The organism is Pseudomonas sp. S2_F07, from assembly GCF_054668325.1.
Map to the genome: position 1 here is coordinate 2,522,013 of NZ_CP162758.1, position 19,953 is coordinate 2,541,965.

A 19,953-nucleotide genomic window follows, 5' to 3' on the forward strand; every position below is an offset into this window, starting at 1 on the left:
GAGGGGCGACAACTGCCGCGAGATCGTCACATAACGGGCGTCAATTAAACTGTTGAAGAGTAATAACGTTTATTGGATAACGCCAACATAGGTCTTTTACTTGCACAAAACGGCTATTAGAGGCACCGATATAATCATTTGTTGTATAGGTTTTTCCAATACATCAATTTTGTACAAAAAACCCGCGAGGAAAAGTTGCGATTTTTGAAAAACCAACTAGCGTCATAATTCGAAACAAATTCTAAAAGTACTTAAATAATCCACAAAAGGCTCTAGAACAAGCATTACAGACAGCCGCCCTGCAAATGATGGCACTTCGCTAAAAACTGGAAAAGCTCTCATTTTGTGATCTAAGTCAGCTGATTTGATATTCAACGGAATTAGTCTGTTGTTTCTCTTCTCCTGCATTGGAGTCATGCAATGTCTGAAGCTCCCGGAAAACTCAAACTCGGCGCGCTGGTCGCGTTAGTCGTGGGTTCGATGATTGGTGGCGGGATCTTTTCCCTGCCACAAAACATGGCCGCCAGCGCGGATGTCGGCGCCATTCTGATCGGTTGGGCGATCACTGCCGTTGGCATGCTCACCCTGGCGTTCGTGTTCCAGACCCTGGCCAATCGCAAACCCGATCTTGATGGCGGGGTCTACGCCTACGCCAAGGCCGGTTTCGGCGACTACATGGGCTTCTCGTCCGCCTGGGGGTACTGGATCAGTGCCTGGCTGGGCAACGTCGGTTACTTCGTCTTGTTGTTCAGCACGCTCGGCTATTTCTTTCCGCTATTTGGGGAGGGGAATACCCCTGCTGCCGTGATCGGTGCCTCGGTGCTGCTCTGGGCCGTGCATTTCCTCGTACTGCGAGGAATAAAGGAAGCAGCGTTCATCAACCTGGTGACCACCGTCGCCAAGATCGTGCCGCTGCTACTGTTCATGCTGATCGCCTTGTTCGCCTTCAAACTGGACATCTTCACCGCTGACATCTGGGGCCTGAAGAACCCGGACCTGGGCAGCGTGATGGACCAGGTGCGCAAGATGATGCTGGTCACCGTGTGGGTGTTCATCGGCATCGAAGGCGCGAGCATCTTTTCGGCCCGGGCGGAAAAACGCAGTGACGTGGGTAAAGCCACCGTGATCGGCTTCGTCACCGTGCTGCTGTTTTTGGTCCTGGTGAATGTGCTGTCGCTGGGGATCATGACCCAGCCGGAACTGGCCAAACTGCAGAACCCGTCAATGGCCGCCGTGCTGGAACACGTGGTCGGTCACTGGGGCGCGGTGCTGATCAGTGTCGGTTTGATCATCTCGTTGCTGGGGGCGCTGCTGTCGTGGGTGCTGTTGTGCGCGGAGATCATGTTCGCCGCCGCCAAGGACCACACCATGCCGGCGTTTTTGCGCAAGGAAAACGCCAACCACGTACCGGTCAATGCCCTGTGGCTGACCAACGCCATGGTCCAGGTTTTCCTGATCATCACGCTGTTCTCGGCCAGCACTTACCTGTCGCTGATCTACCTCGCCACCTCGATGATCCTGGTGCCGTACCTGTGGTCGGCGGCCTATGCGTTGCTGTTGGCGGTGCGTGGCGAAAGCTACGAAGGCGCGGCGGGCGAGCGGCAGAAGGATCTCATCATCGGTGCCGTGGCCCTGATCTACGCGATCTGGCTGCTGTACGCCGGCGGCACCAAATACCTGTTGCTGTCCGCCCTGCTCTACGCCCCCGGCGTGATCCTTTTTGCAAAGGCCAAGCTGGAAATCAACAAACCGGTTTTCACCAACGTCGAGAAGCTGATTTTCGCTGCGGTGGTCGTCGGCGCCGTGGTGGCGGCCTACGGCCTCTATGACGGCTTCCTGACCCTTTAACTCCTGTTTCTAGAAGCACAACCCTGTTTTGTCATCTGGAGGATCACTGTAATGACCACGGAAAAAGTTAAGTACGGCGTCCATTCCGAAGCCGGCAAACTGCGCAAAGTCATGGTTTGCTCCCCAGGCCTGGCCCATCAGCGGCTGACCCCGAACAACTGCGATGAACTGCTGTTCGACGATGTGCTGTGGGTGGCCCAGGCCAAGCGCGACCACTTCGACTTCGTTACCAAGATGCGCGAACGCAACGTCGATGTACTGGAAATGCACAACCTGCTGACCGACATCGTCGCCATTCCCGAAGCCCTGGACTGGATTCTGGAACGCAAGATCACCGCCAACTCGGTGGGCCTGGGCCTGATCAACGAAACCGCGTCGTGGCTGCGCAGCCTGGAGCCACGTCACATCGCCGAGTTCCTGATCGGCGGCGTATCGGGTGACGATTTGCCCACCAGTTTCGGCGGCAAGGCCATCGAGATGTTCCGCGACTTCCTCGGCCACTCCAGCTTCATCCTGCCGCCGCTGCCAAACACCCAGTTCACCCGCGATACCACCTGCTGGATCTACGGCGGCGTCACCCTCAACCCGATGTACTGGCCGGCGCGCCGTCAGGAAACCCTGCTGACCACCGCCATCTACAAGTTCCACCCCGAGTTCACCAACGCCGACTTCCAGATCTGGTACGGCGACCCGGACAAAGACCACGGCAACTCCACCCTTGAGGGTGGCGACGTGATGCCGATCGGCAACGGTGTGGTGTTGATCGGCATGGGCGAGCGTTCGTCGCGCCAGGCCATTGCCCAACTGGCGGTGAACCTGTTCAAAAACAAGGCGGTCGAGAAAGTGATCGTTGCCGGCCTGCCGAAATCCCGCGCGGCGATGCACCTGGACACCGTGTTCAGCTTCTGCGATCGCGACCTCGTCACGATCTTCCCGGAAGTGGTGAACCAGATTGTCGCCTTCACCCTGCGTCCCGATGAAAGCAAGGCCGGTGGCATCGACATCCGCCGAGAAGAAACCAACTTCCTCGACACCGTGGCCCAGGCCCTGAACCTCAAGGCGTTGCGCGTGGTGGAAACCGGCGGCAACAGTTTCGCCGCCGAACGCGAGCAATGGGACGACGGCAACAACGTAGTGGCCGTGGAGCCGGGCGTGGTCATCGGCTACGACCGCAATACCTACACCAACACCCTGATGCGCAAGGCCGGTGTGGAAGTGATCACCATCAGCGCCGGCGAACTCGGCCGGGGACGGGGCGGCGGCCATTGCATGACCTGCCCGATCATCCGCGACCCGATTGACTACTAACCTATTACCTTGGCCCGCGCTGCCCTCTACCCAAGGGCATGCGCAGGCCAAGGGGATAACCGACACCTTAGGAGATCCAAAATGGCGTTCAATATCCATAACCGCAATCTGCTGAGCCTGGAACACCACACTCCTCGCGAATTGCGCTACCTGCTCGACCTGTCCCGCGACCTCAAGCGTGCCAAGTACACCGGTACCGAACAGCAGCATCTCAAGGGCAACAACATCGCGCTGATCTTCGAAAAAACCTCGACCCGCACCCGCTGCGCGTTCGAAGTTGCAGCCTATGACCAGGGCGCCAACGTCACCTACATCGACCCGAACTCCTCGCAGATCGGCCACAAGGAAAGCATGAAGGACACCGCCCGCGTACTCGGGCGCATGTACGATGCTATCGAGTACCGTGGCTTCAAACAGGAAATCGTCGAGGAGCTGGCCAAGTTCGCCGGCGTACCGGTGTTCAATGGCCTGACCGACGAGTATCACCCGACACAAATGATCGCCGACGTGCTGACCATGCGCGAGCACGCCGACAAGCCGATCCACGAGATCAGCTACGTCTACCTGGGCGACGCGCGCAACAACATGGGCAACTCCCTGCTGCTGATCGGCGCCAAGCTCGGCATGGACGTGCGCATCTGCGCGCCAAAAGCCCTGTGGCCGGCGGACGACCTGGTGGCTCGCTGCAAACAGTACGCCGAAGAAAGCGGCGCGCGCATCACCCTCACCGAAGACCCGAAAGCCGCGGTCAAGGGCGTGGACTTCATCCACACCGACGTCTGGGTGTCGATGGGCGAGCCGGTCGAAGCCTGGGCCGAGCGCATCCAGCAACTGCTGCCGTATCAGGTCAACGCCGAACTGATGAAAGCCACCGGCAATCCGCGCACCAAGTTCATGCACTGCCTGCCGGCGTTCCACAACAGCGACACCAAGATCGGCAAGCAGATTGCCGAGCAGTACCCGTTCCTGAACAACGGCATCGAAGTGACCGATGACGTGTTCGAGTCGCCGGCCTGCATCGCCTTCGAGCAAGCGGAAAACCGCATGCACACCATCAAGGCGATTCTGGTGTCGACGCTGGCGGATCTATAACGGCTGATCATGTCCTCTTGATCGCTCACTGACCCGTAGGAGCTGCCGAAGGCTGCGATCTTTTGATCTTTGAAGATCAGTAGCAAGATCAAAAGATCGCAGCCTTCGGCAGCTCCTACTCTAGAAGGACTGCACCATGCGTATCGTCGTTGCTCTGGGCGGTAATGCCCTGCTCCGCCGGGGCGAACCCATGACCGCTGACAACCAGCGCGCCAACATCCGGATCGCCACCGAACAGATCGCCAAGATCCATCCCGGCAACCAATTGGTCATCGCCCACGGCAATGGCCCTCAGGTCGGCCTGCTGTCTCTGCAGGCGGCGGCCTACACCTCGGTTTCGCCCTACCCGCTGGACGTGCTCGGTGCCGAAACCGAAGGCATGATCGGCTACATCATCGAACAGGAACTGGGCAACCTGCTGGACTTCGAAGTGCCCTTCGCGACCTTGCTGACCCAGGTCGAAGTCGATGCCAATGACCCGGCCTTCAAGAACCCCACCAAACCCATCGGCCCTGTCTATACCAAGGATGAGGCCGAAGCACTGGCCGCCGAGAAAGGCTGGGCCATTGCCCCGGACGGCGACAAATACCGTCGCGTGGTCGCCAGCCCGAAACCGAAGCGCATCTTCGAAATCCGCCCGATCAAATGGCTGCTGGAAAAAAGCAGCATCGTGATCTGCGCCGGCGGTGGCGGCATTCCGACCATGTATACCTCGCCCGGCAAACTCGAGGGCGTCGAAGCGGTCATCGACAAGGACCTGTGCTCGGCGCTGCTGGCCGAACAGCTTGAAGCCGATCTGCTGGTGATCGCCACCGACGTCAACGCCGCCTTCATCGACTTTGGCAAACCCACGCAGAAAGCCATCGCCCAGGCCCACCCCGACGAAATGGAAAAACTCGGCTTCGCCGCCGGCTCCATGGGACCGAAGGTGCAGGCAGCCTGCGAATTCGCACGCCATACTGGGAAAGTCGCAGTGATCGGTTCGCTCGCGGACATCGAAGCGATCGTCCAGGGCAAGGCCGGCACGCGCATCAGTACGGCGACACCGGGCATCAGCTATCAGTAAACGAAACTGCGGGGCAGGCCTGAGGCTTGCCCTGATTCAAGATCTTTTGAAGGAGAGTCAACAATGGCAACGTTCGAGCCGGGTCACCTGCACATCGAGCGACACGCGCTGAACAAGGATGACGTCAGCTACAACATCTGCATCGACTATGAAATCGCCCAGGATCCCAAGGAAGGCAAGGGGATGCAGTTCAAGATGCACGGCAACATCCAGGGCAAGGACATGAGCGAGACGTTCTTCCTGCCCAAGGACATGGCCTACAACTTCGCCAGCAACGTCACCAAGATTGCCGAGAAGCATGGCATCCCGAAAACCCATAGCAACATCGGTTCGATCCACAAACATTACGACGCAATGTTCGAAGACGTGCGGGTGCAGTTGAACATGAAATCGGGCGACCCGGTCAAACCCGAGCACCTGGAATAACGTTTGGAAGATCAAAAGATCGCAGCCTTCGGCAGCTCCTACAGGGGAATGCGTTCGGCGTAGGAGCTGCCGAAGGCTGCGATCTTTTCAAGCCATACCCCATCGACATTTCACCTGCCCCCTCCTCCAAGGCATACTTGCCACCCTTCGCACTGCAGACCCCAAGACCGCCCCATGCGTATCCACGTCAGCTTCATCGATCGCGTCGGTATCACCCAGGAAGTCCTGGCCCTGCTCGGCGGGCGCAATCTGAACCTGGATGCGGTGGAAATGGTCCCGCCCAATGTCTATATCGACGCCCCGACCCTGAGCCCGCAAGTCCTCGAGGAACTGCGCGATGCCCTGTTCAGCGTGCGTGGCGTGCAAGCGGTGACGGTGGTCGACATCCTGCCCGGCCAGCGCCGGCACTTGCAGCTCGACGCCTTGCTGGCAGCCATGACCGACCCGGTGCTGGCACTGGACAGCGACGGCAAGGTGCTGCTGGCCAACCCGGCCCTGATCGCCCTGTACGGTCGCGAACCGGACGGTGAAAGCGTGGGCGACCTGTTTGCCGACCCGGCGTTGCTCGACGCCCTGCTCGAACACGGCTTTCGCCTGCCGCTGCGGGAAATTACCGTCAACGGCCAGACCCTGTTGCTCGACGCCACGCCGATCACCGACGCCGGCGCCCTGCTGACCCTGTACCAACCGAACCGCATCGGCGAACGCCTTTCCGCGCTGCACCATGACCACGCCGAAGGTTTCGATGCCTTGCTCGGCGAGTCCCCGGTGATCCGCACCCTCAAGGCGCGCGCCCAGCGGGTGGCGGCCCTCGATGCACCGCTGCTGATCCAGGGCGAAACCGGCACCGGCAAGGAGCTGGTGGCCCGCGCCTGCCACGCCATCAGCGCCCGGCACAGCTCCCCCTTTCTGGCGTTGAACTGCGCGGCATTGCCAGAGAACCTCGCCGAAAGTGAACTGTTTGGCTACGCCCCCGGCGCCTTCACCGGCGCACAACGGGGTGGTAAGCCGGGGCTGATGGAACTGGCCAACCAGGGCACGGTGTTTCTCGACGAGATCGGCGAGATGTCGCCGTACTTGCAGGCCAAATTGCTGCGTTTCCTCAACGACGGCAGTTTTCGCCGGGTCGGCGGCGACCGTGAGGTCAAGGTCAACGTACGGATCCTCAGCGCCACCCACCGCGACCTGGAGAAGATGGTCAGCGAAGGGCTGTTCCGCGAAGACCTGTTCTACCGCCTCAACGTCCTCAACGTCGAAGTGCCGCCCCTGCGCGAGCGCGGCCAGGACATCCTGCTGCTGGCCCGCTACTTCATGCAGCAGGCCTGTGCGCAGATCCAGCGCCCGACCTGTCGCCTGGCGCCGGGCACTTACCCGGCGCTGCTGGGCAACCGCTGGCCGGGCAACGTGCGGCAATTGCAGAACGTGATCTTCCGCGCCGCGGCGATTTGCGAAAGCAGCCTGGTGGACATCGGCGACCTCGACATCGCCGGCACCTCGGTGGCCCGCCAGGGCGACCATGACGTCGACAGCCTGGAACAGGCCATGGACGAGTTCGAGAAAACCCTGCTGGAAAAGCTCTACGCCAGCTATCCCTCGACCCGACAACTTGCGACCCGCCTGCAAACCTCCCACACGGCGATTGCCCACCGGTTGCGCAAGTACGGGATTCCCAACAAGACTTGAAGCCTTGCGTCGACAGATGGTGGGCTGTGTACACCAACCTGTGTAGGAGCTGCCGCAGGCTGCGATCTTTTGACTTTGATCTTATGGTGCCTGCGACAAGATCGCAGCCTGCGGCAGCTCCTACGGAACGGATTGTCACTTCGAAAACTTCTTCACCTGTTTAAAAACGACCTCCACCTGTACTGAAAGCGCTACAGCGGAACGATATCGCTACACCCCTCTCCGATCACGGCTGTGCAAGGCTTTGATCCACCTCGGCTTTTATCATTGACATATGCCGTATCGATTTCGCTACAACGATTGATTTTCAGCCTTTGTCGAAACCACCTAAATCATTGATCAATAACAATAAAAATAACGTTGGCCGCGTTCTTGCTATGTACTCCCACATAAACCGGGCATTGCCCAAGCATTCAATCGCGTCCACCAGACGAGTCTGGCCCCTTAGGAGTTTCCATGAGCGAGTTGCGTTTTACTGAAGATCACGAATGGCTGCGCACCGAAGCTGACGGCAGCGTCACGGTCGGCATCACCGCTTTCGCACAGAACGCCCTGGGCGACGTGGTTTTCGTTCAACTGCCTGAGCTGCAGTCCTACGACAAAGGCGCCGAAGCCGCCACCGTGGAATCGGTAAAGGCTGCCAGCGGCGTGTACATGCCGCTGGACGGCGAAGTGCTGGAAGTGAACCCGGCGCTGGACAGCAGCCCTGAACTGGTCAACGAAGATCCGCTGGGTGAAGGCTGGTTCTTCCGCTTCCAGCCAAGCGACGCCTCGGCAGTCGCCCAACTGCTGGATCAGGACGCCTACGACCGTCTTATCAAAGCCCAAGCCGAAGCCTGAGGAGCACTGACATGACCCAGATTAATCCTGCCGTTGTAAACATAAGTACCGCCAACGAATTCATCGCACGTCACATCGGCCCGCGCGCCGGTGACGAGCAAGCCATGCTCAACAGCCTCGGTTTCGACTCCCTGGAAGCCCTGAGCGCCAGCGTGATTCCCGACAGCATCAAGGGCACCAGCGTCCTCGGCCTGGAAGACGGCTTGAGCGAAGCCGATGCCCTGGCCTTGATCAAGTCCATCGCGACTAAAAACCAGTTGTTCAAGACCTTCATCGGCCAGGGTTACTACGGCACCCACACGCCGTCGCCGATCCTGCGCAACTTGCTGGAAAACCCGGCCTGGTACACCGCCTACACCCCGTATCAGCCAGAAATCTCCCAGGGCCGTCTCGAAGCGCTGCTGAACTTCCAGACCCTGATCAGCGACCTGACCGGCCTGCCGATCGCCAACGCCTCGCTGCTGGACGAAGCCACCGCCGCGGCCGAAGCCATGACCTTCTGCAAGCGCCTGAGCAAGAACAAGGGCAGCCACGCATTCTTCGCCTCCGTGCATTGCCACCCGCAAACCCTCGACGTACTGCGCACCCGTGCCGAGCCTTTGGGCATCGACGTGGTGGTTGGCGACGAGCGCGAACTGACTGACGTAACGCCATTCTTCGGCGCGCTGCTGCAATACCCGGCGAGCAACGGTGACGTGTTCGATTACCGCGAGCTGACCGAACGCTTCCACGCCGCCAACGCCCTCGTTGCCGTGGCTGCCGACCTGCTGGCCCTGACCGTGCTGACCGCACCGGGCGAATTCGGCGCCGATGTGGCTATCGGCAGCGCACAGCGCTTCGGCGTGCCACTGGGCTTCGGTGGCCCGCACGCGGCTTACTTCTCCACCAAGGACGCATTCAAGCGTGACATGCCGGGCCGACTGGTCGGTGTTTCCGTAGACCGTTTCGGCAACCCGGCCCTGCGCCTGGCCATGCAGACCCGCGAGCAACACATCCGTCGCGAGAAAGCCACGTCGAACATCTGCACCGCGCAAGTGCTGTTGGCCAACATCGCCAGCATGTACGCCGTGTACCACGGTCCGAAAGGCCTGACGCAGATCGCCAACCGCGTACATCACCTGACCGCGATCCTGGCCAAAGGCTTGAGCGCATTGGGCCTGAACGTCGAACAAGCGAGTTTCTTCGACACCCTGACCGTGAAGACCGGCGCGCAAACCACCGCCCTGCACGACAAGGCACACGCCCAGCGCATCAACCTGCGCGTGGTCGATGGCGAACGCCTGGGCCTGTCCCTGGACGAAACCACCACCCAGGCCGACGTTGAAACCCTGTGGAGCCTGCTGTCCGACGGCAAGGCCCTGCCGGACTTCGCCGCCCTCGCCGCCTCGGTCACCAGCACCATTCCGGCCGCGCTGGTGCGTCAGTCGCCGATTCTCAGCCACCCGGTGTTCAACCGCTATCACTCGGAAACCGAGCTGATGCGCTACCTGCGCAAACTGGCGGACAAGGACCTGGCGCTGGACCGCACCATGATCCCGCTGGGTTCGTGCACCATGAAACTCAACGCCGCCAGCGAAATGATCCCGGTGACCTGGGCCGAGTTCGGCGCCCTGCACCCGTTCGCCCCGGCCGAGCAAAGCGCCGGCTACCAGCAATTGACCGACGAGCTGGAAGCGATGCTTTGCGCTGCCACCGGCTACGACTCGGTATCCTTGCAACCGAACGCCGGCTCCCAGGGTGAATACGCAGGTCTGCTGGCGATCCGTGCCTACCACCAGAGCCGTGGCGAAGACCGTCGCGACATCTGCCTGATCCCGTCGTCGGCCCACGGCACCAACCCGGCCACCGCACAGATGGCCGGCATGCGTGTCGTCGTCACCGCCTGCGATGCCCGTGGCAACGTCGACATCGAAGACCTGCGCGCCAAGGCGATCGAGCACCGCGAACACCTCGCCGCACTGATGATCACCTACCCGTCCACCCACGGCGTGTTCGAAGAAGGCATCCGCGAAATCTGCGGCATCGTTCATGACAACGGCGGCCAGGTGTACATTGACGGCGCCAACATGAACGCCATGGTCGGCCTCTGCGCGCCGGGCAAGTTCGGCGGCGACGTATCGCACCTGAACCTGCACAAGACCTTCTGCATTCCACACGGCGGTGGCGGCCCGGGCGTCGGCCCGATCGGCGTGAAATCGCACCTGGCACCCTTCCTGCCAGGCCACGCCCAGATGGAGCGCAAGGAAGGCGCCGTTTGCGCGGCACCGTTCGGCAGCGCGAGCATCCTGCCGATCACCTGGATGTACATTCGTATGATGGGTGGCGCGGGCCTCAAGCGTGCTTCGCAGCTGGCGATCCTCAATGCCAACTACATCTCCCGTCGCCTCGAAGAGCACTACCCGGTTCTGTACACCGGCAGCAATGGCCTGGTGGCGCACGAGTGCATCCTCGACCTGCGTCCACTGAAAGACAGCAGCGGCATCAGCGTCGATGACGTCGCCAAGCGCCTGATCGACTTCGGCTTCCACGCACCGACCATGTCGTTCCCGGTGGCCGGCACGTTGATGATCGAACCGACCGAAAGTGAATCCAAGGAAGAACTGGACCGCTTCTGCGACGCCATGATCCGCATCCGCGAAGAAATCCGCGCAGTGGAAAACGGCACCCTGGACAAGGACGACAACCCGCTGAAAAACGCGCCGCACACCGCCAAGGAGCTGGTGGGCGAGTGGTCGCACCCGTACAGCCGTGAGCAAGCGGTGTACCCGGTTGCGTCGCTGATCGAAGGCAAGTACTGGCCGCCGGTCGGTCGCGTCGACAACGTGTTTGGCGACCGCAATCTGGTCTGCGCCTGCCCGTCGATCGAAAGCTACGCTTAAACGAATGAGGGGGCGGATTGATCCGCCCCACTCAAGAACACCGCAAACCTCCTGTAGGAGCTGCCGCAGGCTGCGATCTTTTGATCTTGATCTTGAAAAAACAGGATCAAAAGATCGCAGCCTGCGGCAGCTCCTACGCAAAGCATCTCCCGTGATACGCCTATAACAAGAAACCGGAGAACCACCATGTCGTTAAGCGTGTTCGACCTGTTCAAGATTGGCATCGGCCCCTCAAGCTCCCACACCGTCGGCCCGATGCGCGCCGCTGTGCGTTTCGCCGAAGGCCTGCGCCGTGAAGGGCTGCTGACGGCCACCACCTGCGTCAAAGTCGAGCTGTACGGCTCGCTCGGTGCCACCGGCAAAGGCCACGGCAGTGACAAGGCTGTGCTGCTGGGCCTGGAAGGCGAACACCCGGACACCGTGGATACAGAAACCGTCGCTGCGCGCCTGCAAGAGATTCGCAGCAACGGCCGCTTGAACCTGCTCGGTGAACACAGCATTGCGTTCAACGAGAAAGAACACCTGGCGATGATTCGCAAACCGTTGCCCTATCACCCCAACGGCATGATTTTTCGCGCCTTCGACGCAGCGGGCCTGCAGATCCGCAGCCGCGAGTACTACTCGGTCGGCGGCGGTTTTGTGGTCGATGAGGACGCCGCCGGCGCCGACCGCATCGTCGAAGACGCCACCCCCCTGACCTTTCCGTTCAAGAGTGCCAAGGATCTTCTCGGTCATTGCGTCAAATACGGGCTGTCGATCAGCCAGGTGATGCTGACCAACGAAAGCGCCTGGCGCCCGGAAGCGGAAACCCGCGCCGGCCTGCTGAAAATCTGGCAAGTGATGCAGGACTGCGTCGCCGCCGGATGCCGCAATGAAGGCATCCTGCCCGGCGGTTTGAAGGTCAAGCGCCGGGCCGCCGCGCTGCATCGGCAGTTGTGCAAGAACCCGGAATCGTCGTTGCGCGACCCGTTGTCGGTGCTGGACTGGGTCAACCTCTACGCCCTGGCGGTCAACGAGGAGAACGCCAACGGCGGGCGCGTCGTAACGGCGCCCACCAACGGTGCGGCGGGGATCATTCCAGCGGTATTGCACTACTACATGCGCTTTATCCCCGGCGCCAATGACGACGGCGTGGTGCGATTCCTGCTGACCGCCGCGGCCATCGGCATTCTGTATAAGGAAAACGCCTCCATCTCCGGCGCCGAAGTCGGCTGTCAGGGTGAAGTCGGCGTCGCCTGCTCGATGGCCGCCGGCGCCTTGTGCGAAGTGCTTGGCGGCACTGTGCAACAAGTGGAAAACGCCGCGGAAATCGGCATGGAACACAACCTCGGACTGACCTGCGACCCGATTGGCGGGCTGGTGCAAGTGCCTTGCATCGAGCGCAACGCCATGGGTTCGGTCAAGGCCATCAATGCCGTGCGCATGGCTCTGCGCGGCGACGGACAACACTTCGTCTCCCTCGACAAGGTCATCCGCACCATGCGCCAGACCGGCGCCGACATGAAAAGCAAATACAAGGAAACCGCCCGTGGCGGTTTGGCGGTCAACATTATCGAGTGCTGATGCGCGCTCATCTGCACCCTTCTTCAGGAGCTGAATATGTCCACCGAACAACTGTTGAAAACTCCGTTGCACGCACTGCACATTGAACTCGGCGCCCGCATGGTGCCCTTCGCCGGCTACGACATGCCCGTGCAGTACCCGCTGGGCGTGATGAAAGAACACCAGCACACCCGCGACCAGGCCGGGCTGTTCGATGTCTCGCACATGGGCCAGATCCGCCTGACCGGCGCCAATGCCGCCAAAGCCCTGGAAAGCCTGGTGCCGGTGGACATCATCAACCTGCCAGTGGGCATGCAGCGTTACGCCATGTTCACTAACGAGACCGGCGGCATCCTCGACGACCTGATGGTCGCCAACCTGGGTAACGACGAACTGTTCCTGGTGGTCAACGCCGCCTGCAAGGATCAGGACCTGGCCCACCTTCGCAAGCACATCGGCGACCAGTGCAGCATCGAGCCGCTGTTCGAAGAGCGTGCCCTGCTCGCCCTGCAAGGCCCGGCGGCAGTCACTGTACTGGCGCGTCTGGCGCCGGAAGTGGCAAAGATGACCTTCATGCAGTTCGCCCGCGTGAAACTGCTGGGCGTGGACTGCTTTGTCAGCCGTTCGGGTTACACCGGTGAAGACGGCTATGAAATTTCCGTACCCGCCGCCAACGCCGAAGCCCTGGCTCGTGCCCTGCTGGCCGAACCGGAAGTGGCCGCCATCGGCCTTGGCGCTCGTGACTCCCTGCGCCTGGAAGCCGGCCTGTGCCTGTACGGCCATGACATGAACACCGACACCACCCCGATCGAGGCAAGCCTGCTGTGGGCAATCTCCAAGCCACGTCGCGCTGATGGCGCACGGGCCGGCGGCTTCCCTGGCGCCGAAACCGTATTTGCCCAGCAACAGGCAGGCGTGAACCGCAAACGTGTAGGTCTGCTACCACAGGAACGTACACCCGTGCGTGAAGGCGCCGAGATCGTCAACGAAGCCGGCGACATCATCGGCAGCGTCTGCAGCGGTGGTTTCGGGCCGACCCTGGGTGGGCCGCTGGCCATGGGTTATGTCGACAGCGCCTACATCGCACTGGACACACCGGTCTGGGCAATCGTTCGTGGGAAAAAGGTGCCTTTGCTTGTAAGCAAAATGCCATTTGTTCCACAACGCTACTATCGTGGTTGATTGACTGTTCCTATAAGTAACGCGGTTGCGTTAACTGTGCACTAATGTGTAACGCAACCGCCATAAAACAGTGCAATGTTTGGCTCTAAGCTTCGATTATGAACTTTGCTTATAACGATCGAAAACAATTGAACGAGGTTAGAGAATAAGGCCCCACTAGTGGACTGACTTTGCCAGCAACCTGAGGAAATCCGGGGCCTTCACGGGGCTTGTTTTTTCTCCCGTAGTTGGCGTAGAGTTTGTTCACTGTGTTTGCATGGGTCGCTTGGAATCGTGACCTGGGCAGTAGCCTACAAGTTAGCTACATCCCGTTCGACGTCTTCTTACTCTCCTGCAACCAGCCCCAGTACTCTTTCATGAGAAGGAGACTGTCATTAATTTTTTGCGTCAAAGGAAATAAGAAATGTCCCAACGTCAGAGCGGTACCGTCAAGTGGTTTAACGACGAGAAAGGTTTTGGTTTTATCACTCCTGAAAGCGGTCCGGATCTGTTCGTGCATTTCCGCGCCATCCAGGGCAACGGCTTCAAAAGCCTGAAAGAAGGCCAGAAAGTGACTTTCATCGCTGTGCAGGGCCAGAAAGGCATGCAGGCTGACGAAGTACAAGCAGAAGCCTAATCTTCTGTAACGAAAAAGCCCCTGATGCTGACATCAGGGGCTTTTTTGTGCGCATAAATCCGTAAAATGGCTTCTTTTTTTGCCGAGAGCCTGCCCATGTCGAAACACCTGCTTACCCCCCAGGGCGAGTTCCCCGCCGCTGGCCTGGGTCGTCGCCTGGCAGCCATGTTCTATGATTTCCTGCTGTGCACAGCCCTGCTGATCGTCACCAGCGGCATCTACAAGATGATCCAGATGGCGATCATCGGCGAAGAAAGGATGCGCACCTTGACCGAAGCGGGCGCACTGGACGGCGATCCCCTGCTCTCCACAGTTCTTTTATTCGTACTGTTCGGCTTCTTCGCCAAATTCTGGACCTGGTCCGGTCAGACCCTGGGCATGCAGGTCTGGTGCATTCGCGTGCAGAATGCCGACGGCTCGTCCATCAGCCTTTTGCAGGCGCTGCTGCGCTTTTTGGTGTCGATTGCTTCACTGCTGTGTGTTGGCCTGGGATTCTTCTGGTCGCTGTTCGACAAGCAGAAACGCAGCTGGCATGACATCTACTCCAATACCGAACTGGTGCGGATTCCGAAGAAGACCAAATAATTTCCCGACGCAGAAACCACTGTGGGAGCGAGCTTGCTCGCGATAGCGGCATGACATTCAACAGTGATGTTAACTGACACGACCTCATCGCGAGCAGGCTCGCTCCCACAATTTTTACGACTTACCTGACAAATATCAGGCGTTACCGGCCAGCTTCATCCGTGCCGCCTGGGTGAAATCAAGCATGCGCTTGAGCGGGCGAATAGCTTGCGGAATCAGCGCCGGGTCGACAAAGATCTCGTTCGACCCTTCCTTCAACGCCCTGAGCGTGCGCTCAAGGGTGTTCATGGCCATCCACGGGCAATGTGCACAACTGCGGCACGCCGCGCCGTTACCCGCCGTAGGGGCTTCGATAAAGACCTTGTCCGGGCACAGCTGCTGCATCTTGTAGAAGATGCCGCGGTCGGTTGCGACGATCAGCGTCTTGTTCGGCAGGCTCTGTGCCGCCGCGATCAACTGACTGGTGGAGCCCACTGCGTCGGCCAGTTCGATCACCGATGTCGGCGACTCCGGGTGCACCAGAATCGCTGCATCCGGGTACAGCGCCTTCATGTCTTCAAGCTGCTTGGACTTGAACTCTTCGTGAACGATGCAGGCACCGTCCCACAGCAGCATGTCGGCACCGGTCTGGCGCTGGATGTAGGTCCCCAGGTGCTTGTCCGGGCCCCAGATGATGGTCTCGCCGTTGTCCATCAGGCTTTCGACGATTTCCAGCGCACAGCTTGAAGTCACAACCCAATCCGCTCGGGCCTTTACCGCAGCGGAAGTATTGGCGTACACCACCACTGTGCGTTCCGGGTGCTGATCGCAGAACGCGGAAAACTCGTCCACCGGGCAACCCAGGTCGAGCGAACAGGTCGCTTCGAGCGTCGGCATCAGCACGCGCTTTTCCGGGTTGAGGATCTTGGCAGTTTCACCCATGAACTTCACGCCGGCGACGACCACGGTCTTGGCCGGATGAGCGTTGCCGAAGCGGGCCATCTCCAGCGAGTCGGAGACACAGCCGCCCGTCTCTTCGGCCAGCGCCTGAATGACAGGGTCACAATAGAAGTGGGCCACCAGTACCGCGTCCTGAGCCTTGAGCTCGGCAGCGATGGCAGCACGGTAATAAGCCTCTTCATCGGCGGTCAGCGGCTTGGGCTGTTTGGCGTCGAGGTGGGCTTGAACCAAAAGGCGTTCGGAAATTTGCGTCATGTTCGCAAGACCTGCAGGCGCATTCGCGCGAAAGTCGAGTATACACCCGGCTCCGGACCCATCGGGGTACCGCCGGGAAAGTGAGTATTCATCAGGCACGGACAGCGTTGAAGCTGCGCAAGGCTACAGAATATCCGACGGATGCAAAAGGTGATTCTGACCTGCGTCATGCGCAGCAGCGCGCTGCGAAGCGGGCTTGAATCGCGGGCAAAAAAAAACCCGGAAACCCTCACTTGCGTGGGCCTTGTGATCGAACTAACGGTGCGCGAAATTCTCTAGGACAACCATGGAACAAGCACCCTGAACTTCACCATTCCGGCAGATGTGGTGTTTCGTAACACCGCATTATTGGGCATACCTGCCAACGGCTGGCGTACCGACAGCCGTCCAGTCGACAATCCTGCTGTCCTTGCCATTATCCATCAGCGAGCCATCGAGTTCTTCCCGGAACGGCTTGCGCAGAAGTACTGATACCCGTGGAACAGGTACTGCTGGATTTGAGTCTCGCGGAAAGAGCCAAATACCGCTTCGTGAGCTTGGCGCAAGACTCGGTACCTTGCGCTTTTATCGAACAGTCGACGCGCCCTCGATTTTTCCGTTTCATCCAGCACGGGTCGGACCAGTCGAACACTGACGATCCACTTCACCCAATACCAGCATGTTAATTTCTTGGACAGTACCGCCACAGCTCGCAGAGCTTCTCCACTCGTATTTATATGCTATGCATTGGGAAACCGCCTACAAAACAAACATCTATTTCCCACAAAAGCACTGATGACATACTGATTAGAACTGGTTAGCCTCTGATTGAGCAGAAAACATTAAATTTAACTAGCGCGAACTATTATTATCGGGCAAGGATGCGACATATATGTCTTCCCTTATTACCTCCCCTGATTCTGTCTACGAATCCGTCGGCGATGGTGTAGAGTCCAGCAATGCCTCATGGAGCTTCGGAGGTACGACCCCTGAGCACTTTGACTCCCATGTATCGAAATCCGTACCCAAATACAAGGATGGACACGATATCGTGCTGTCGCTCAGCGACTTTTTTGTAAAGAACGATAGCACCTGCTACGAACTTGGCAGTTCCACCGGCACCCTAACTCGGCAACTTTCACAGCGCCATTGCGCCTCGGCGAAGTGGGTGGGCATTGATGTAGAAGAAGCCATGACCCGCAAGGCAAACGAGCTTTTGAGCGCATCGCCGCAGCAAAACGTGAGTTTCATTACCGACGACATTCTGAACTTTCCCTATGAAAAAAGCGATCTGATAGTTGCGTATTATACTATCCAGTTCGTGCACCCGCGCATTCGCCAAGCCTTGTTCGATCGTATCTACGAGTCCTTGAACTGGGGTGGTGCTTTTATCATGTTTGAAAAAGTACGCGGCCCAGACGCACGCTTTCAAGACATCCTCAGCAGCCTGTATATAGATTATAAGCGGGACCAAGGTTATAACGCCGATGAAATCCTGGCGAAAACCAGAAGCTTGAAAGGTGTACTTGAGCCTTTTTCCACGGCCGGCAATATCGACATGTTATCTCGCGCCGGCTTCAAAGATATAACCAGTATTTTCAAGTATATTTGCTTTGAAGGCTTCTTCTGCATCAAGTGACCGGGATGTGATCGTGAGCACAACTATAGAACAACAGTACTTGCAACTTTTGCAGATGCCAGACACGTTTCGCGTGCAGAAAATGAGTTGTGAGTTGTGCAATTCAAAAGAACATTGGGTTTTGCTGGAAAATATCCGGGGTCCCGATAACCAAGCAGTGGCATTGCCGGTGTTAGGCTGCCAGGGTTGTGGACATATTTTCCAAAAATACCGCTTCGAGGAAGCTTTCTACAGCGCGTACTACGACAAATTCTACCGCTTAAGTTTGTTCGGCAATACGGAACCGGAGCGTGCCTTCTTTCTTGACCAGATACGCCGCGGCGAATACTTGTGTCGATACTTGCAAGATGTGCTTCCCGCCAGAGGTAAAATGCTTGATGTCGGTTGTTCCGCCGGCGGCCTGATGATTCCTTTCGCTAAACGGGGCTGGACAGTAAGAGGCAATGACCCTGACCGGGCCTACGTGGAATACGGCAAAAACATCGGCCTGGAAATCGACCTGATAGGTGCCGAACGCATGAGCCCCAGTGGTGATTACAACCTGATCATCATCAATGGTTCACTGGAACATATTCATGACGCCAATCAAGTCATGCAACTTTGCCGGCAGGCCAGTGCCGAGGACGGGTTGTTGTTGATTGAAGGTCGCGCGCTGGGTTACGGCATCGAACAAGGGTTTCTAACCCATAACCATCGCCGTTACTTGAGTGCCAGCAGCATCGAGTACTTGATGTGCCAACATGGTTGGGAACCGATACGGACCACCCATGAGCCCGTGTGCGGGCCGACTCGGCCGGGAGCGGTGTTCGTGCTAGGGCGCATCTGTGCCCAGACGGTCTCCGAACACCTCGAAAGCATCAAGGCCCAGGGTCGCAAGGCACTTCGGGAGACTTACATGCCCAGCCTGCACGCATTGCGAGCCCGCGCATGAGTGCCTCGGCCTGTGTCCTCGAAAAGTCGAGAGCCCACATCCATTCCTGCTTCAGGGATGACCTGGTCGTGACCCCGCCGCCAGCCGATTCGGTCACGTGGCGCTACAATCTCTACGACCCCCATAATGATATTGGCTTTGAACTGGGCAGGGCCGAGTACTCACTTGCTTTGCTCTTCAATGGCCAGCGATGCCTGCACGATATTGCCGACGCCGCCCTTGCGCAGCATCGAATCAAGGTCAGCCCTGAGAAGCTTGCGCAGTTCGAGCGCAAGTTGCTCAACCTGAAACTGCTGAGCAGCAAGCAAACCGCGCATAAAAAGGACCTGCGCGACCCCGCCACGGGCATCACCTACGGCCCGCTGAAAGAGCATCTGCTGATTAATCTGGTGAAAACCAACCCGCAGCCACTGCTCGATCATATTTACCGCTTGGCGCCCTGGTGCTGCCGCGCGGCATTTATCTTGCCGCTGCTGGCATTGGCCCTGGCGAGCTTCGTATACCTGGGCGCGCACTTCGGCACGTTCATGGCCGATGCTGGCGAGACCTATATCCACAGCTACCGCTGGTTGCTCTGGCACTTCCCGGTCATTTTGACTTCCATTGCCCTTCACGAACTGGGGCACGCAATGGCCTGTCGTCACTATGGGGTCAAGGTCAACGATTTCGGAATCGGCATCTACGTGTTGCTGGCCACCGGTTGGGTACGTCCGGTGCAGAAACAATGGTCGCAGCTGCCGCTGAACCAACGGGTGATCACCATTCTGGCAGGCCCTTTGATCAGCCTTCTATACGCCGGCGTGGGCATTACCCTGTGGGCGATGTTCCGTGACACCCAAGGGGTTTTACCGGCGTTTTTTGTGGTGATGGTCGTGGCTTCGCTCATTTCCCTCGCCCCGACGCTGCTACCTATCTTCAATGGCGATACTTACCTGGCGATTACCGAAGCGCTCGGGCAACCGCGCCTGCGCCAGCGTGCATTCAACTATGTAAAGCGGCATTGGCGCACCGCGCCGCTGGAAGCGGTTTCCCCTGCATTGCGCAGGCTCTACTGGAGCACATTCCTGTTGACCTGCCTGGGCTGGGTAATCGCCTGGTGTTTCACCGCAGCCACCCTAATTCGCCTTTTCAACCACCCATAAG

At 58.9% G+C, this 19,953-nt stretch carries 16 protein-coding genes; 15 read left to right on the forward strand and 1 reads right to left on the reverse strand.

Features of this window, described 5'->3' with window-relative positions; translation table 11 throughout:
• Positions 1 to 420: 420 nt before the first annotated feature.
• From arcD to AB4O40_RS11300, 12 genes are all read left to right on the forward strand, one after another.
• Positions 421 to 1,848: an arginine-ornithine antiporter gene (arcD, locus tag AB4O40_RS11245; RefSeq protein ID WP_056725997.1), complete on the forward strand. Its 1,428-nt coding sequence runs from the start codon at positions 421 to 423 to the stop codon at positions 1,846 to 1,848.
• A 51-nt stretch (positions 1,849 to 1,899) separates the two neighbouring features.
• A complete protein-coding gene (gene arcA, locus AB4O40_RS11250) occupies positions 1,900 to 3,156 on the forward strand; it encodes an arginine deiminase (RefSeq protein WP_056725998.1) in 1,257 nt (418 codons plus the stop codon).
• A gap of 81 nt (positions 3,157 to 3,237) precedes the next feature.
• Positions 3,238 to 4,248, forward strand: coding sequence for an ornithine carbamoyltransferase (locus AB4O40_RS11255; protein ID WP_056726000.1), 1,011 nt, complete (start codon positions 3,238 to 3,240; stop codon positions 4,246 to 4,248).
• A 136-nt stretch (positions 4,249 to 4,384) separates the two neighbouring features.
• Complete coding sequence (arcC, locus tag AB4O40_RS11260) at positions 4,385 to 5,314, forward strand: carbamate kinase (protein ID WP_046042230.1); 930 nt, start codon at positions 4,385 to 4,387, stop codon at positions 5,312 to 5,314.
• Between the two features lie 63 nt (positions 5,315 to 5,377).
• Positions 5,378 to 5,740, forward strand: a complete 363-nt coding sequence (locus AB4O40_RS11265) for a DUF5064 family protein (protein ID WP_056726002.1) — start codon at positions 5,378 to 5,380, stop codon at positions 5,738 to 5,740.
• A gap of 174 nt (positions 5,741 to 5,914) precedes the next feature.
• Positions 5,915 to 7,423 carry a sigma-54-dependent transcriptional regulator gene (locus AB4O40_RS11270; RefSeq protein ID WP_056726005.1) on the forward strand — a complete coding sequence of 503 codons (1,509 nt, stop codon included), beginning with the start codon at positions 5,915 to 5,917 and terminating at the stop codon, positions 7,421 to 7,423.
• Between the two features lie 456 nt (positions 7,424 to 7,879).
• A complete protein-coding gene (gene gcvH / locus AB4O40_RS11275) occupies positions 7,880 to 8,263 on the forward strand; it encodes a glycine cleavage system protein GcvH (RefSeq protein ID WP_008047373.1) in 384 nt (127 codons plus the stop codon).
• Between the two features lie 11 nt (positions 8,264 to 8,274).
• Positions 8,275 to 11,142, forward strand: a complete 2,868-nt coding sequence (gene gcvP / locus AB4O40_RS11280; RefSeq protein WP_056726007.1) for an aminomethyl-transferring glycine dehydrogenase — start codon at positions 8,275 to 8,277, stop codon at positions 11,140 to 11,142.
• Between the two features lie 186 nt (positions 11,143 to 11,328).
• Positions 11,329 to 12,705 carry an L-serine ammonia-lyase gene (locus tag AB4O40_RS11285; RefSeq protein ID WP_056726010.1) on the forward strand — a complete coding sequence of 459 codons (1,377 nt, stop codon included), beginning with the start codon at positions 11,329 to 11,331 and terminating at the stop codon, positions 12,703 to 12,705.
• Between the two features lie 36 nt (positions 12,706 to 12,741).
• Positions 12,742 to 13,866 (forward strand): glycine cleavage system aminomethyltransferase GcvT, encoded by a 1,125-nt coding sequence (gene gcvT, locus AB4O40_RS11290; protein WP_460054506.1) that lies wholly within the window; start codon positions 12,742 to 12,744, stop codon positions 13,864 to 13,866.
• Between the two features lie 403 nt (positions 13,867 to 14,269).
• On the forward strand, positions 14,270 to 14,482 hold the full coding sequence (locus AB4O40_RS11295) for a cold-shock protein (protein ID WP_007977299.1): 213 nt from the start codon (positions 14,270 to 14,272) through the stop codon (positions 14,480 to 14,482).
• Positions 14,483 to 14,578: 96 nt separating this feature from the next.
• A complete protein-coding gene (locus tag AB4O40_RS11300) occupies positions 14,579 to 15,067 on the forward strand; it encodes an RDD family protein (RefSeq protein ID WP_056726015.1) in 489 nt (162 codons plus the stop codon).
• A gap of 135 nt (positions 15,068 to 15,202) precedes the next feature.
• On the opposite strand, the gene nadA is transcribed toward AB4O40_RS11300, so the two are convergent.
• A complete protein-coding gene (nadA, locus tag AB4O40_RS11305) occupies positions 15,203 to 16,261 on the reverse strand; it encodes a quinolinate synthase NadA (RefSeq protein ID WP_056726017.1) in 1,059 nt (352 codons plus the stop codon).
• A gap of 871 nt (positions 16,262 to 17,132) precedes the next feature.
• Between nadA and AB4O40_RS11310 the strand changes: the two genes are divergently transcribed.
• The 3 genes from AB4O40_RS11310 to AB4O40_RS11320 all read left to right on the forward strand — a co-directional run bounded on the left by AB4O40_RS11310 (position 17,133) and on the right by AB4O40_RS11320 (position 19,952).
• A complete protein-coding gene (locus AB4O40_RS11310; RefSeq protein WP_056726018.1) occupies positions 17,133 to 17,879 on the forward strand; it encodes a methyltransferase domain-containing protein in 747 nt (248 codons plus the stop codon).
• A 13-nt stretch (positions 17,880 to 17,892) separates the two neighbouring features.
• Entirely contained in the window at positions 17,893 to 18,810 is a 918-nt protein-coding gene (locus AB4O40_RS11315; RefSeq protein WP_223541133.1) for a class I SAM-dependent methyltransferase, read from the forward strand.
• A gap of 68 nt (positions 18,811 to 18,878) precedes the next feature.
• Positions 18,879 to 19,952 (forward strand): M50 family metallopeptidase, encoded by a 1,074-nt coding sequence (locus AB4O40_RS11320; RefSeq protein ID WP_082562991.1) that lies wholly within the window; start codon positions 18,879 to 18,881, stop codon positions 19,950 to 19,952.
• Position 19,953 lies beyond the last annotated feature (1 nt).